The organism is Streptomyces sp. 1-11 (assembly GCF_007176755.1).
GTDB lineage: Bacteria > Actinomycetota > Actinomycetes > Streptomycetales > Streptomycetaceae > Streptomyces.
The window spans coordinates 585,813-600,289 of record NZ_BJTV01000001.1 but is presented as its reverse complement, the minus strand read 5'-3'; the positions used below and the strand labels follow the sequence as shown (position 1 = coordinate 600,289).

Below are 14,477 nucleotides of genomic sequence, written 5' to 3'. Positions count from 1 at the left end.
AGGTGTGACCCTCGATTTAGGGAGCCCCCGCAAGCGGCGATAACCTGCGAGACGGACATGCCGCGCGCTCGGACACCGTGTGCGCTTCCCTTGTGACACAGCGGACGTCACGTTGCCCTTCGCGGCACGCCCACGCATCCAACGAACCGCGAGATCACTGATAGGGACGGAAGCGCGTGGACCTGTTCGAGTACCAGGCGAGGGACCTCTTCGCCAAGCACGATGTACCGGTGCTGGCCGGTGAAGTCATCGACACGCCTGAGGCGGCGCGCGCGATCACCGAGCGGCTCGGCGGCAAGTCCGTCGTCAAGGCGCAGGTGAAGGTCGGTGGCCGCGGCAAGGCCGGTGGCGTCAAGCTGGCCGCCTCCGCGGACGAGGCCGTCGCCCGTGCGACGGACATCCTCGGCATGGACATCAAGGGCCACACGGTCCACAAGGTCATGATTGCCGAGACCGCCCCGGAGATCGTCGAGGAGTACTACGTCTCCTACCTCCTCGACCGCGCCAACCGCACCTTCCTCTCCATCGCCTCCGTCGAGGGCGGCATGGAGATCGAGGAGGTGGCGGCCACCCGTCCGGAGGCCGTCGCCAAGACGCCGATCGACCCGATCGACGGTGTGGACGAGGCCAAGGCCCGCGAGATCGTCGAGGCCGCCAAGTTCCCGGCCGAGGTCGCGGACAAGGTCGTGAACGTCCTCGTCAAGCTGTGGGACACCTTCATCAAGTCGGACGCCCTCCTCGTCGAGGTCAACCCGCTGGCGAAGGTCGCCTCCGGTGACGTCCTCGCCCTCGACGGCAAGGTGTCGCTCGACGAGAACGCCGAGTTCCGCCACCCCGAGTACGAGGAACTCCACGACAAGGACGCCGCCAACCCGCTCGAGGCGGCCGCCAAGGAGAAGAACCTCAACTACGTCAAGCTCGACGGTGAGGTCGGCATCATCGGCAACGGCGCCGGTCTCGTCATGAGCACCCTGGACGTCGTCGCGTACGCCGGTGAGAACCACGGCGGCGTCAAGCCCGCCAACTTCCTGGACATCGGCGGTGGCGCCTCCGCCCAGGTCATGGCGAACGGCCTGGAGATCATCCTGGGCGACCCGGACGTCAAGTCCGTCTTCGTGAACGTCTTCGGCGGCATCACCGCCTGCGACGAGGTCGCCAACGGCATCGTCCAGGCGCTGAAGCTCCTGGAGGACCGCGGCGAGAACGTCTCCAAGCCGCTCGTCGTCCGTCTGGACGGCAACAACGCCGAGCTGGGCCGGCAGATCCTCACCGACGCCAACCACCCGCTGGTGCAGCGCGTCGACACCATGGACGGCGCGGCCGACAAGGCCGCCGAGCTGGCCCACGCCGCCAAGTAAGCACTCAGGACGAGGACACAACACACCATGGCTATCTGGCTCAACAAGGACAGCAAGGTCATCGTCCAGGGCATGACCGGCGCCACCGGCATGAAGCACACCAAGCTCATGCTCGGTGACGGCACCCAGGTCGTGGGCGGCGTGAACCCGCGCAAGGCGGGTCAGACCGTGGACTTCGACGGCACCGAGGTACCGGTCTTCGGCACCGTCAAGGAGGCCGTCGAGAAGACCGGCGCCAACGTCTCCGTCATCTTCGTGCCGGAGAAGTTCACCAAGGACGCGGTCGTCGAGGCCATCGACGCCGAGATCCCGCTGGCCGTCGTGATCACCGAGGGCATCGCCGTGCACGACACGGCCGCCTTCTGGGCGTACGCCGGCAAGAAGGGCAACAAGACCCGCATCATCGGCCCGAACTGCCCCGGCATCATCACCCCGGGCCAGTCGAACGTCGGCATCATCCCGGGCGACATCACCAAGCCGGGCCGCATCGGCCTGGTCTCGAAGTCCGGCACGCTGACGTACCAGATGATGTACGAGCTGCGTGACATCGGCTTCTCGACGGCCGTCGGCATCGGTGGCGACCCGATCATCGGCACCACCCACATCGACGCCCTGGCCGCGTTCCAGGACGACCCCGACACCGACCTGATCGTGATGATCGGTGAGATCGGCGGCGACGCCGAGGAGCGCGCGGCCGCGTTCATCGCGGAGAACGTGACCAAGCCGGTCGTCGGCTACGTCGCGGGCTTCACCGCGCCCGAGGGCAAGACCATGGGCCACGCCGGCGCCATCGTCTCCGGTTCGTCCGGCACCGCCCAGGCGAAGAAGGAGGCCCTCGAGGCCGCCGGCGTCAAGGTCGGCAAGACGCCGACCGAGACGGCGAAGCTGGCGCGGGAGATCCTGAGCGCCTGACGCACCCGGCTGAGCGTCCGCAGGCCCGTCCCCGGTGAGGGGGCGGGCCTGCCCGCGTTCGCGCCCGGCTGCCCGCGTTCGCGCCCGCCTGCCCGGCGGGCGCGACCACGTCACCCGGCCATGGGCGTCAGCCGTTGCGGGCCGCCGGTCTGCGAGCGGCGGAGCTTCTCGCGCAGCGCCTGTTCCGCGCGGGACAAGGGACCCAGGGCGGCCGGCGGCGGCACCCCCTGCACCGCCTGGGCCGGGGCGACGGGCGGCTCGTAGTGGGTCGGCGCCGTGCGCAGGGTCAGCGCCGTGGAGCCGACGATCGCGACCGTGAAGGCGATGGCCGCGCGCGTCCAGAAGACGTTCCGGCGTTCGCCGCCGGTCCGCACGGTCGCGGGCACGGGCGGCCGCGGCCGCTCGGCCGAGGCGAGCTCGACCAGCCGCCGGTGCAGTTCGGCGGGGTCGGCCAGCTGCGGGACCCGCGCGGCCACCGCCTCCCGGGCGCGGGTCAGCCGGCCGGCCGCGGCGGGTGTGCTCGCCTCCGTCTCCGCCGCCGTCTCGGGCAGGTCGAGGCCGACGCCGTCGTACAGCACGAGGGTGCGCCGGTAGGAGGGCGGCAGTTCGAGCAGGGCGTGCAGCAGCGCGCGGTCGGCGGGGTCGTCCGGCGGGGGTTCGGGGGAGCGGTGGCGGGGGCGGAAGCGGTGCCAGGGGGAGAGGGCCCACTCGTACGCCACCGCCCGCACCCAGCCTGCCGGGTCCCGGTCCTGCGCCACCTCCGGCCAGCGCTGCCAGGCGACCTGGAAGGCGTGCTCCACGGCCTCACGGGCCAGCTCGCGGCGGCCGGTGAGCAGGTACGCCTGCCGGGCGAGGGCCGGAGCGCAGAACGCGTACAGCGCGTCGAAGGCCTGAGCGGGCGTCAACGCGGGCGGTGACCCCGCGGGGTCGTGCGTGTCCGTCCGCCCGGCCGCGGGCCCGGCGAGGCCGGCCAGCAGACGGGCGTAGGCCTCGCCCTCCCGGCCGCCGGGAGTGTCCCGGCCGCGCTCCCAGGCGCGGACCGTGGCACGGCCGACGCCGATCCGCGCGGCGACCTGAGCCTCGGTCAGTCCGCCGGCCTCGCGCAGGCGTCGGCGTTCGGTCGGTGATGGCAACTGGCTGGCCGGGCTTTCCGTCACAGGACACTCCTTCGGCCGAAAAAGTACATAAACATATATTGAGCGACACATCGGTGGTTCCCCTGTTACGACGGGAAAGCGCGTGTCGTTGGGAGCATGGCGGGCGTGACCCTGATGACCGATCGCCGACCTTCGCTGCCGCCCCTGCTGCACGGGATGCGCGACCGATCGCCCGGGCTGGGCGCCGGCCTGCTGGGCGGTGCGGTCGCCGCAGCGCTCGGGCTCGGCTCGCTCGCGGTGCTCGTGCTGGCCCTGTGGATCAGCTCGCCGTACCCCGACAGCGGTCCGGACGGCGCGCTGCACGTCGCCGCCGCGCTGTGGCTGCTGGGGCACGGCGTCGAACTGGTCCGCACCGACACGCTGTCCGGCGTGCCCCAGCCGGTGGGCGTGTCCCCGCTGCTCCTCCTCGCGCTCCCGATGTGGCTGCTCCACCGGGCGGCGCGGGACGCGACGGACGCCTCCCCGGAGCCCGACGGCCCGCCGCCCGTCCCGGCGCGCACGGCGTGGACGGGCGTGGTCCTCGGCTACCTCGGCGTCGGCACCGCCGCCGCGCTGTACTGCTCGGGCGGCGAACTGCGCCCCCACTGGGGCTGGGTGACGGTGTGTCTGCCGGTGGCCGCCGCGGTGCCCGCCGCGGCCGGTGTGTGGACGGCGCACGGCTGCCCGCGCGGACCCCTGCGCCGTCTGCTGCCGCGGCTGCCGAGGCCGGTGCGGGCGCTGCTGTCCGGGCCGGACGCGTGGGCCCGGCTGACCGCGGCGGTACGGGCCGCCGCCGCCGGGACGGCGGTGCTCGCCGGGGGCGGGGCGCTGCTGGTGGGGGTGTCGCTGGTGCTGCACGGCGATGTCGCGCGCGCGTCGTTCCTCCAGCTCACGGCGGGCTGGACCGGCCGGTTCGCCGTGCTGCTGCTCGGCATCGCGCTGATCCCGAACGCGGCGGTGTGGTCGGCCTCCTACGCCCTCGGCCCCGGCTTCGTGCTCGGCGCCGGGCACCTGGTGCGGCCCCTCGCCTCCGACCCGGCCCCGCTGCTGCCCCCGTTCCCGCTCCTCGCCGCGGTGCCGGACCCGGGCCCCGGGACCCGGCTCGACTGGGCCGTGGGCCTGGTGCCGGTGGCGGCCGGGGTGACGGTGGCCTGGTTCCTGGCCCGGGCGGCCGCGGGCTGGCGGTGGCGGACCGGTGCCGGACAGGAGGCCGGGTGGCGGGCGGCACCCTGGTCCGCGCTGCGGACGGCCGGGGCGCTGGTCCTTGCGGCGCTGCTGTGCGGGACGGCCGTCGCGCTGCTCGCCGCGCTGTCCGGCGGCCGCCTGGGCGCGGGCACGCTGGCCGACTTCGGCCCGGTGTGGTGGCAGGCCGGTCCCGTGGCCGCGCTGTGGATCGCGGTGACCGGAATGCCGGTGGCGCTGGTCTCGCGGGCCTGGCGGCTGTGGCGGGGCCGGGCGCGGGCGGCGGAGCGGGCCGGGCGGGCGGCGACGGGGACGGGGGCCGCGCGGGCCCCGCTCACGACCGCCGGCAGAGGTGCCGCGCCGACCCCGCTCACGACCGCCGGCAAGGGGGCCGCGAACGCCCCCGCGCCGCAGCCGTCGAAGCCGGTCAAGGGCGCGAGGACGGCGAGTGCGCCGGGTGGGGGACAGCTCGAGGACGAGCTGTACGACTTCCTGCCCACCGGCGACCCGTACCCCCGGGCCTGGCGGGACGACGACCTCCCGGGTGCCTCCCGCTGGGAGGCCTTGCGCGCGGCCTCGACGCCCGCGCGGACAGAGGAACAGCCGTCCACGCCGACCCCGCCACCGCCCGCCGGAGCGCACCGTCCCGCCGGCGACCCGGCGGCCGACGCACCTCGGCCCGCTGGTGGTCCGGCTGCGGACGCGCCTCGGCCCGCTGGTGGTCCGGTCGCCGACGCATCCCGTCCCACCGGCGGCCCAGGTGCCGACGTACCTCGCCCTGCCGACGGCCCAGGTGCCGACGTACTCCGTTCCGCCGCCGACCCGGCAGCCGACGCGCCTCGGCCCGCTGGTGGTCCGGGCGACAAGGTGTCCCGGCCCGTCACAGGCCCGGCGGCCGGTGACCCGTCGGGCCGGGACGAGGAGCCGGGCCCGTCACCGGCAACGGCCGCCGCCGAACCGCCCGCGGAGCCCGCCCGGCCGGCCCTGCCGCACCCGGCGGCCCCGTCGGACACCCCCGGCCCGCCCGAGCCACCGGCCACCGCGTAACCGGGTGGCCGAGTTGGCCGCATGGCCGAGCCACCGGCCACCGCGCAGCCGAGTCAGCCGGGTGGCCGACCAGCCGCATGGCCGAGCCGCCGGCCACCGCGCAGCCGAGTCAGCCGGGTGGCCGACCAGCCGCATGGCCACAAGACACCGTGCCCGGGCCCGTCAGCCGTTGCCGACGCCCAGGACCCCGCGCAGTTCCTTCGGCAGGTGCTGGTCGCAGGACTGTTTGGCCTGCTGGGTCAGGGCGTCGCTGACACAGGTGTAGTAGTCGCTGTAGACGAGCTGGACCGTGAAGGTCGAGGCCACCAGGAGCAGGGCCAGGCCGGCCGTGACCAGGCCGCTGATCGCCGCCGTGGTCTGCGGGCGGGCGCCCGGCGGCGGGGTGGGGGCGTCCGGGCCGGGGTTGCGGGGCTTGGCGCGCAGGGCGCTGATGCCCCAGTACAGGGCGAGCGCGCCCAGCAGCAGCGACACGTACGGCCAGCTGAACAGGGCGAAGAAGACGGCCCACATGCCGGACAGCAGGGCGTAGCGCGCGCGGCGCTGGGCCGGGTCGGTGGGGTCCCAGCGCGTGCCGGGTCCCGTCGGACCACCCGGGCCGGGGCCCTCGGGCCGGCTGCCGGGACGTTCGCCGAAGCCGCCGGAGGAGCGGCCGGGCTGGCGGTCGCTCCACTGACTGCCCCAGTGCGAGCCGCCCTGCGGGCCCGAGGAGGGCTCCTGGGAACCCTCGGGGCGGCGGGGCTGCCACGGCCGGTCCGGGGTGCCCTCCGGCGGCGGCGCGAACGGGTTGTCGTCCTTGCGCTCGCCGCCCTGCCCGTCGCCGTCCCGGCCGCCCGACGGCGCCTCGGGCGGCGAGGACGGCCGCTCCCGGAGCAGCACGCCGGCACGCTCGCTCCCCTGGGCCAGAAGTGGCGGGAACGTGAGGAGTCGCAGGCTGCGATCGGGCATCAGAAGAGCGTCTTCCCCTAGGTGAGCGCGGCTGTCCGCGTTGAGCTTCCACCCCGTGAACGCACCGCACGGCGACCGCGTTCCCGGGGCTGCTCCTTCGTGATTCCCTCCGAACGCTACCTTCCGGCCACGCCCCCGTCCCGAGGGGGCCTTCCGGAGTGCCGGTATCGTTGCTGACGGCCGGCCGCTTCGTAGGCTTCCCCGTATCCGGGGCCGTGAAGCATTGGTACGAACGTACAAACCGCCGGCCGGACATGTCGCTCACCGAGAAAGGGCCCCACCGTGGCCGCCACCCCCGCTGGCCGAGCGGTCAAGCGCCTCGTCGTACTGGTCTCCGGATCCGGCACCAATCTCCAGGCGCTCCTGGACGAGATCGAGCGCACCGGGGTGGAGGAGTACGGGGCGCGGATCGTCGCCGTGGGGGCCGACCGCGGCGGCATCGAGGGGCTCGCCCGGGCCGAGCGTGCCGGACTGCCCACCTTCGTGTGCCGGGTGAAGGACCACCCGACCCGGGACGAGTGGGACGCGGCCCTCGCCGAGGCCGTGGCCGCGCACGAACCCGACCTCGTGGTCTCCGCCGGGTTCATGAAGATCGTCGGCAAGGAGTTCCTCGCGCGGTTCGGCGGGCGGTTCGTCAACACCCACCCGGCACTGCTGCCCAGTTTCCCGGGGGCCCACGGCGTGCGCGACGCGCTCGCGTACGGGGCCAGGGTCACCGGCTGCACCGTCCACTTCGTCGACGACGGCGTCGACACCGGGCCGATCATCGCCCAGGGCGTGGTCGAGGTCCGGGACGAGGACGACGAGAGCGCGCTGCACGAGCGCATCAAGGAAGTCGAGCGAAGGCTGCTCGTCGAGGTCGTGGGGCGGCTCGCCCGCAACGGCTATCGCATTGAGGGACGAAAGGTAGTTATCCAGTGACCGCCACCGCCGAGAGCACCAAGCGGCCCATTCGCCGGGCGCTCGTCAGCGTCTACGACAAGACCGGGCTCGAGGACCTCGCGCGCGGCCTGCACGAGGCCGGTGTCGAGCTGGTCTCCACCGGCTCCACGGCCGGCCGCATCGCCGCCGCGGGCGTCCCCGTCACCAAGGTCGAGGAGCTGACCGGCTTCCCCGAGTGCCTGGACGGCCGGGTCAAGACCCTGCACCCCAAGGTGCACGCGGGCATCCTCGCCGACCTGCGTCTCGACAGCCACCGCGAGCAGCTCGCCGAGCTGGGCGTGGAGCCGTTCGACCTGGTCGTCGTCAACCTCTACCCGTTCCGCGAGACGGTCGCCTCCGGCGCCTCGGACGACGAGTGTGTGGAGCAGATCGACATCGGCGGCCCGTCGATGGTCCGCGCCGCCGCCAAGAACCACCCCTCGGTGGCCGTGGTGACCAGCCCGCAGCGGTACGCCGACGTCCTCGCCGCCGCCGCGGCCGGCGGCTTCGACCTCGCCACCCGCAAGCGGCTCGCCGCCGAGGCCTTCCAGCACACGGCCGCCTACGACGTGGCCGTCGCCTCCTGGTTCGCCTCCTCCTACGCCCCCGTCGACGAGTCGTCGTTCCCCGACTTCCTCGGCGCCACCTGGGAGCGCGCGCACACCCTGCGCTACGGCGAGAACCCGCACCAGCCGGCCGCCCTCTACGTCGAGGCGGGCGGCGAAGGCCTCGCGCAGGCCGAGCAGCTGCACGGCAAGGAGATGTCGTACAACAACTACACGGACACGGACGCCGCCCGCCGTGCCGCGTACGACCACGACGAGCCCTGCGTCGCGATCATCAAGCACGCCAACCCCTGCGGCATCGCGGTCGGCGCCGACGTCGCCGAGGCGCACCGCAAGGCGCACGCCTGCGACCCGGTCTCCGCGTACGGCGGCGTCATCGCCGTGAACCGGCCGGTCAGCAAGGAGATGGCCGAGCAGGTCGCGGAGATCTTCACCGAGGTCATCGTCGCGCCAGGCTACGAGGAGGGGGCCCTGGAGGCCCTCGCCAAGAAGAAGAACATCCGGGTCCTCAAGGCCCCGAACGGCCCGGCGAACCAGGTCGAGGTCAAGGCGGTCGACGGCGGCGTGCTGCTGCAGGAGACCGACCGGCTGCAGGCGGACGGCGACGACCCGGCCAACTGGACGCTCGCCAGCGGCGAGGCGCTGGGCGAGGCCGAGCTGGCCGAGCTCGCCTTCGCCTGGAAGGCCTGCCGCGCGGTGAAGTCCAACGCGATCCTGCTCGCCAAGGACGGCGCCTCGGTCGGCGTCGGCATGGGCCAGGTCAACCGCGTCGACTCCTGCAAGCTGGCCGTGGAGCGGGCCGGCGAGGAGCGCGCACGCGGCGCCTACGCGGCCTCCGACGCCTTCTTCCCCTTCCCCGACGGCCCCGAGATCCTCATCGGCGCCGGTGTCCGGGCGATCGTCCAGCCGGGCGGCTCGATCCGCGACGAGCAGGTCGTGGAGGCGGCCCAGAAGGCGGGCGTGACCATGTACTTCACCGGCACGCGCCACTTCTTCCACTGAGCCCGCAGGGCCACGAGAAGCGGCCTCCGGTTCCCTCGCGGGGCCGGAGGCCGCTTCTCGTCGTGCGGGCGGTGCGCTCAGCTCACTGGCTGCGGATCACGATCGAGCCGCAGATCTTGTCGGCGAACGTCTGGCTCTTGGAGTCCCACGCCGGCCAGAGGTAGCCGAGGTAGCAGGGCAGGCCGTCCAGGAAGTGGGCGAGCTGGCGCACGAACGCCATGCCGCCGCCGAGCGGCTGGCCGGTGTCCTCCTTGAGCGTGCGGATGCCGAGCGCCTTCTTGCCGATGGTCTGGCCGGTCTTGCCCTCCTGGATCACCTGCCAGATGAGGACGCCGACGCCGAGCAGGAAACCGACCAGCGTGAGGATCGGGGCGCCCGCCTTGGCGCCGATGAGGGCGAAGGGGAGGTAGGCGACCAGGTAGATGATGATGTCGATCAGCTTGCTGAGGAACCGCTGGCCCCAGTTCGCGTACTGCGGCTGCATGCCGTACCCGGCCTGCTGCGGGTAACCCGGGTAGCCCGGCTGCTGCGGGTAGCCGTAGCCCTGCGGGGGCACACCCTGCGGGGGCACGCCCTGCGGGGCCTGCGGGTAGCCGGGCTGCTGGGGGTAGCCGGGCTGCTGGGGGTAGCCGTAGCCCTGCTGCGGAGGGACGCCCTGAGGAGCCTGCGGGTGGCCCGGCTGCTGCGGTTGCCCGTAGCCCTGCTGCGGATCCTGCGGCTTTTCATAGGGGTTGTTGGGCGAGCCGAAACTCATGGCGGATTTCCTCCGTTGAATCTGCGGGGACGACGCGGAAGGAACGGAGGTACGTCAGGATCTGAGCGGTTTGCCCCCCAACCGGACCGCGATACTGCGCCGTTCATCGTCGTCGGGCAGGCGAGTTCTTGTCCAGCCGGATTCGCGATGCGTTGTGCAAGTGCAACATCGTCGATCATGTCCGGACATCCGGGACCGTGCGCGGGCGCCGTCCCAGCTGCCGGACGGTGGGGACCCGGATTGGAACCGGGGGCCGGTCATCCGCGAGGATGGGGGCATGACCGCCCAGATTCTCGATGGCAAGGCCACCGCAGCCGCGATCAAGTCCGATCTGACCGCCCGCGTGGCGGCGCTGAGGGAGCGGGGCGTCACGCCCGGCCTCGGCACGATCCTGGTCGGGGAAGACCCCGGCAGCCAGAAGTACGTCGCCGGCAAGCACCGCGACTGCGCCCAGGTCGGCATCGCCTCCATCCAGCGCGAACTGCCCGCCACGGCCACCCAGGAGGAGATCGAGGCGGTCGTCCGGGAGCTGAACGAGGACCCGGCCTGCACCGGTTACATCGTGCAACTCCCGCTGCCCAAGGGCATCGACGAGAACCGCATCCTGGAGCTGATGGACCCGGCCAAGGACGCCGACGGCCTGCACCCGATGAACCTCGGCCGCCTGGTGCTGAACGAGCCGGCGCCGCTGCCCTGCACCCCCAACGGCATCATCAGCCTGCTGCGGGCCCACGGCGTCGAGATCAAGGGCGCCGAGGTCGTCGTCGTCGGCCGCGGCGTGACCATCGGCCGTCCGATGCCGCTGCTGCTCACCCGGCGCAGCGAGAACGCCACCGTGACCCAGTGCCACACCGGCACCCGTGATCTGTCCGCCCACCTGAAGCGGGCCGACATCATCATCGCGGCGGCCGGCTTCCCGCACCTGATCAGTGCCGAGGACGTCAAGCCGGGCGCGGCCGTGCTGGACGTCGGCGTCTCCCGCAACGCCGAGGGCAAGATCGTCGGCGACGTCCACCCGGACGTGGCCGAGGTCGCCGCCTGGATCTCCCCGAACCCGGGTGGTGTGGGCCCCATGACCCGGGCGCAGCTCCTGGTCAACGTGGTCGAGGCGGCGGAGCGCAGTGCCGGCTGAGGACGACCGTACGGTGAGCGAGCCCACGGTCCGCGACGCGATCAGCGCCCCTGACGCCGAGGGGCGCCCGCGGCGCGTCACGCGCCGATTCCCGCTGTTCACCAGGGACACCGCGCGGCCAGAGGGCGGCGGCCGGGCAGCCCCGAGCGACGCCCCGGCGCCCGCCCGGCAGTGGCCGGTGCTCGTCGTGCTGACCGCCGTCGCGCTCGGCCTGCTGCTGACCGCGGTCGACGTGTTCCGCTACGGCACCCTGCTGATCGGCGCGGCCCTGCTGGCCGGGGCGGCCCTGCGCTGGACCCTGCCGAGCGTCGGCATGCTCGCCGTCCGCTCGCGGTTCACCGACATCGTCACCTACGGCGTCCTGGGTCTCGTGATCGTGCTGCTGGCGATGACGGTCCAGCCCAACCCGTGGCTGGAGATCCCGTTCCTGAAGGACACGCTGCACTTCACGCTGACCAAGTAGCGCCGCCCGCCGGCCTCTTGGCGCCCCGTGCGATGCGGTGCGACGGCGGCCCGTCCCCTCCCCCGAGCAAGGACGGACCGCCGTCGCGACGTAAGCCTTCCCTGTCGTGAACGCCCTGTTCAACGGCTGTCCGCGCGCTGTGGCACGGAAGTGACCATTCCGCTACGGTGTCCGCGCACTGCCACATGTGTGCCGGTCGTGCCGGTGCCGGGTGCGCGGCCGCCGGCACCCGTGCGCTCCCGCCCGGGGAACTGGGATCCTTGGTCGACGCATCTCTGTGGGTGGGCCCAGAACGATGTCGCGCCGGGAACGGACCGGTCCGGCGCGCGGGCCACGCGCGGGGAACGGCGCGGGAACCAACAGCACCGACCGGGGGGAAGAGGGGGAAGCACGATGCCTCGATGGAAAGCCTTGCCGGACGAGCTGGATCCGCAGATCAAGGAGTTCACGAGCCAGTTGCGACGGCTCGTGGACCGCAGCGGCCTGAGCATCGCGGCGCTGGCGGACCGGACCGGCTACAGCAAGACGTCCTGGGAGCGCTACCTGGGCGGGCGGCTCCTCGCGCCCAAGGGTGCGATCGTGGCGCTCGCCGAGGTCACCGGCACCCACCCGGTCCACCTCACCACGATGTGGGAGCTGGCCGAGCGGGCCTGGAGCCGCGCGGAGATGCGGCACGACCGGACCATGGAGCAGATCCGCATCTCCCAGGCGCGTGCCGCGCTCGGGGAGTTCGGCGCCGCCGAGGCCGAGGCCCAGGGGACGGGCGGCACGCGGACGGCCCACCCGGGCCCAGGCACCGCACCGATTCCCGGCAGCGCACCGATTCCCGGCACCGCATCGTTCCCCGGCACCGCGCCGGGCGCCGCCGCCTCCGCGGGCGCCCCGCCGCGGGTTCCCTCCCAGCCGACGGCGTCCGACGCCGACGAACGCGAGCGGGCGGACCGCCCCGCGCCCGCGGTCAACTCCTGGGGACTGGCCGGTTACGAGGGACCGTCGCGGGCGAGCGGCCGCCCCGGCACGCGTCCGGTGCCCTTGCCGGAAGGCGCCGGCCGGCCTGCGGTCCCGCCGCAGCCGTACGGCGGGCAGCGGCCGCCGGCCCCCTCCGCGGGCGGCCGTTCCGCGGAGGGGGCAGGCGGCAGGCGGCGGCTGACGATGCTGCTCGCGGGCGCCGGGGCCGTTCTGGTCCTCGGCGCGGCCGCGTTCCTGGTCGTCAACCGGGGCGGCGGCGAGCACGGGAGCGCCGCGAAGCCGCCCTCCCCGTCCGCCAGCACCCGCCCCAGCCTGCCCGCCGGGGTCAAGTGCGCCGGCTCGGACTGCACCGGCAAGGACGCGGAGGCGATGGGCTGCAGCGGCAGCCTGGTGAGCACCGCGAAGTCGGCCGCCGTCGGCGCCACCACCCTCGAGGTCCGCTACAGCAAGACCTGCGGCACCGCCTGGGGGCGCATAACCGGCGCCGCCCCGGGCGACCAGGTCGAGTTGTCGGCCGGCAAGGCACGCCAGCGGGGGGACATCACCGCGGCCGGGGACACCATCGCCTACACGCCGATGGTCGCCGTGAAGGACCCCGCCCAGGCCGAGGCGTGCGCCACCCTCGCCTCCGGACAGACGGGCTGCACGAAGTAACGGCCGGACGGGAGCCGAGCGGTCCGTTCGGGTGGTTCTCCGGGGGCGGAGCGCATGGGCGTCGGCATCCTGGGCACGCGAACCGTACCCCCACGGGAGTCCGGCAGTCCGGTACCCCCGCCGGCGGCCGCCTGCGTCCCCTCCCCCGGACGGGCGGCCGCCGCTTCCGCACCCCCGTGAGCCGCCCCGCGGCCCGCCGGCGCGACTTGTGGGCTGAGCCACAGGGCCCCGGACGTCTCGCATGGCGGATGCGCGATAGCCTGACCGGTGGATTCTCTTGACGCCAAGAGATCGATCATCCGCCGGGGCCGTGCCGCCCCACCGCCAGCTGTCCTACGGAGAACGCCATGACCCGCACTCCCGTGAACGTCACCGTCACCGGCGCGGCCGGCCAGATCGGTTACGCCCTGCTCTTCCGCATCGCCTCCGGCCAGCTGCTCGGCGCGGACGTGCCGGTCAAGCTGCGCCTCCTGGAGATCACGCCGGCGCTGAAGGCCGCCGAGGGCACGGCCATGGAGCTGGACGACTGCGCCTTCCCGCTGCTGCAGGGCATCGAGATCAGCGACGACCCGAACGTCGCCTTCGACGGCGCGAACGTGGCCCTCCTCGTCGGCGCCCGCCCCCGCACCAAGGGCATGGAGCGCGGCGACCTGCTCGAGGCCAACGGCGGCATCTTCAAGCCGCAGGGCAAGGCCATCAACGACCACGCGGCGGACGACATCAAGGTCCTGGTCGTCGGCAACCCGGCCAACACCAACGCGCTGATCGCCCAGGCCGCCGCGCCGGACGTACCGGCCGAGCGCTTCACCGCGATGACCCGCCTCGACCACAACCGCGCGCTGACCCAGCTGGCGAAGAAGACGGGCTCGACGGTCGCCGACATCAAGCGCCTGACCATCTGGGGCAACCACTCCGCCACCCAGTACCCCGACATCTTCCACGCCACGGTCGCCGGCAAGAACGCCGCCGAGGTCGTCGCCGACGAGAAGTGGCTGGCCGAGGACTTCATCCCGACCGTCGCCAAGCGCGGCGCCGCGATCATCGAGGCCCGTGGCGCCTCGTCCGCAGCCTCCGCCGCCAACGCGGCCATCGACCACGTGCACACCTGGGTCAACGGCACCGCCGAGGGCGACTGGACCTCCATGGGCATCCCGTCGGACGGCTCCTACGGCGTCCCGGAGGGTCTGATCTCCTCCTTCCCGGTCACCACGAAGGACGGCAAGTACGAGATCGTCCAGGGCCTGGACATCAACGAGTTCTCCCGCGCCCGCATCGACGCCTCCGTCAAGGAGCTCGAGGAGGAGCGCGAGGCGGTCCGCGGCCTCGGCCTCATCTGACCACGCCCGCGGCGGTGACGCCGTGAGCCGCGAGTGGGCCCGCTCCGGGAAACCGGAGCGGGCCCACTCGCGTCTCACCTCGGCGCCTGCCCGGCGCCC

At 73.5% G+C, this 14,477-nt stretch carries 12 protein-coding genes; 9 read left to right on the top strand and 3 right to left on the bottom strand.

Annotated elements, in window-relative coordinates:
- The first annotated feature begins 176 nt into the window (after nt 1-176).
- Both sucC and sucD read left to right on the top strand, forming a co-directional pair.
- The gene (gene sucC / locus TNCT1_RS02755) at nt 177-1,358 is read left to right on the top strand and encodes an ADP-forming succinate--CoA ligase subunit beta (RefSeq protein WP_133919908.1); all 1,182 of its coding nucleotides are present in this window, start codon (nt 177-179) and stop codon (nt 1,356-1,358) included.
- A 27-nt stretch (nt 1,359-1,385) separates the two neighbouring features.
- On the top strand, nt 1,386-2,270 hold the full coding sequence (sucD, locus tag TNCT1_RS02750; protein WP_143627738.1) for a succinate--CoA ligase subunit alpha: 885 nt from the start codon (nt 1,386-1,388) through the stop codon (nt 2,268-2,270).
- Between the two features lie 110 nt (nt 2,271-2,380).
- On the opposite strand, the gene TNCT1_RS02745 is transcribed toward sucD, so the two are convergent.
- Nucleotides 2,381-3,427, bottom strand: a complete 1,047-nt coding sequence (locus TNCT1_RS02745) for a sigma factor-like helix-turn-helix DNA-binding protein (RefSeq protein WP_174266117.1) — start codon at nt 3,425-3,427, stop codon at nt 2,381-2,383.
- Between the two features lie 96 nt (nt 3,428-3,523).
- Here TNCT1_RS02745 and TNCT1_RS36775 point away from each other — a divergent pair, with 96 nt between their 5' ends.
- On the top strand, nt 3,524-5,635 hold the full coding sequence (locus TNCT1_RS36775) for a DUF6350 family protein (protein WP_235902280.1): 2,112 nt from the start codon (nt 3,524-3,526) through the stop codon (nt 5,633-5,635).
- A gap of 162 nt (nt 5,636-5,797) precedes the next feature.
- Here the strand turns inward: TNCT1_RS36775 and TNCT1_RS02735 are convergent, their stop codons facing one another.
- On the bottom strand, nt 5,798-6,580 hold the full coding sequence (locus tag TNCT1_RS02735; protein WP_143627736.1) for a hypothetical protein: 783 nt from the start codon (nt 6,578-6,580) through the stop codon (nt 5,798-5,800).
- 282 nt (nt 6,581-6,862) lie between these two features.
- On the opposite strand from TNCT1_RS02735, the gene purN reads away from it, so the two are divergent.
- Together purN and purH are read left to right on the top strand one after the other, a co-directional pair.
- Nucleotides 6,863-7,501, top strand: a complete 639-nt coding sequence (gene purN, locus TNCT1_RS02730; RefSeq protein WP_143627735.1) for a phosphoribosylglycinamide formyltransferase — start codon at nt 6,863-6,865, stop codon at nt 7,499-7,501.
- Nucleotides 7,498-9,069 carry a bifunctional phosphoribosylaminoimidazolecarboxamide formyltransferase/IMP cyclohydrolase gene (gene purH / locus TNCT1_RS02725; protein ID WP_143627734.1) on the top strand — a complete coding sequence of 524 codons (1,572 nt, stop codon included), beginning with the start codon at nt 7,498-7,500 and terminating at the stop codon, nt 9,067-9,069. Before purN ends, purH begins: the two co-directional genes overlap by 4 nt.
- Nucleotides 9,070-9,151: 82 nt before the next feature.
- Here the strand turns inward: purH and TNCT1_RS02720 are convergent, their stop codons facing one another.
- The gene (locus TNCT1_RS02720; RefSeq protein ID WP_143627733.1) at nt 9,152-9,823 is read right to left on the bottom strand and encodes an RDD family protein; all 672 of its coding nucleotides are present in this window, start codon (nt 9,821-9,823) and stop codon (nt 9,152-9,154) included.
- Between the two features lie 277 nt (nt 9,824-10,100).
- On the opposite strand from TNCT1_RS02720, the gene TNCT1_RS02715 reads away from it, so the two are divergent.
- The 4 genes from TNCT1_RS02715 (at nt 10,101) to TNCT1_RS02695 (ending at nt 14,378) form a co-directional block, all read left to right on the top strand.
- Nucleotides 10,101-10,955, top strand: a complete 855-nt coding sequence (locus TNCT1_RS02715) for a bifunctional methylenetetrahydrofolate dehydrogenase/methenyltetrahydrofolate cyclohydrolase (protein ID WP_143627732.1) — start codon at nt 10,101-10,103, stop codon at nt 10,953-10,955.
- Nucleotides 10,945-11,418, top strand: coding sequence for a DUF3017 domain-containing protein (locus TNCT1_RS02710; protein ID WP_143627731.1), 474 nt, complete (start codon nt 10,945-10,947; stop codon nt 11,416-11,418). The genes TNCT1_RS02715 and TNCT1_RS02710 overlap by 11 nt, the downstream gene beginning before the upstream one ends.
- A 393-nt stretch (nt 11,419-11,811) precedes the next feature.
- The gene (locus TNCT1_RS02705; RefSeq protein ID WP_143627730.1) at nt 11,812-13,041 is read left to right on the top strand and encodes a helix-turn-helix domain-containing protein; all 1,230 of its coding nucleotides are present in this window, start codon (nt 11,812-11,814) and stop codon (nt 13,039-13,041) included.
- Between the two features lie 347 nt (nt 13,042-13,388).
- Nucleotides 13,389-14,378 (top strand): malate dehydrogenase, encoded by a 990-nt coding sequence (locus TNCT1_RS02695; RefSeq protein WP_143627726.1) that lies wholly within the window; start codon nt 13,389-13,391, stop codon nt 14,376-14,378.
- Nucleotides 14,379-14,477 lie beyond the last annotated feature (99 nt).

What these genes read in the sequence shown, in the direction of transcription:
- sucD (WP_143627738.1), top strand. Translation starts at nt 1,386, where the DNA reads ATGGCTATCTGGCTCAACAAGGACAGCAAGGTCATCGTCCAGGGCATG.
- TNCT1_RS36775 (WP_235902280.1), top strand. Translation starts at nt 3,524, where the DNA reads ATGGCGGGCGTGACCCTGATGACCGATCGCCGACCTTCGCTGCCGCCC.
- TNCT1_RS02735 (WP_143627736.1), bottom strand. Translation starts at nt 6,580, where the DNA reads ATGCCCGATCGCAGCCTGCGACTCCTCACGTTCCCGCCACTTCTGGCC.
- TNCT1_RS02720 (WP_143627733.1), bottom strand. Translation starts at nt 9,823, where the DNA reads ATGAGTTTCGGCTCGCCCAACAACCCCTATGAAAAGCCGCAGGATCCG.
- TNCT1_RS02715 (WP_143627732.1), top strand. Translation starts at nt 10,101, where the DNA reads ATGACCGCCCAGATTCTCGATGGCAAGGCCACCGCAGCCGCGATCAAG.
- TNCT1_RS02705 (WP_143627730.1), top strand. Translation starts at nt 11,812, where the DNA reads ATGCCTCGATGGAAAGCCTTGCCGGACGAGCTGGATCCGCAGATCAAG.
- TNCT1_RS02695 (WP_143627726.1), top strand. Translation starts at nt 13,389, where the DNA reads ATGACCCGCACTCCCGTGAACGTCACCGTCACCGGCGCGGCCGGCCAG.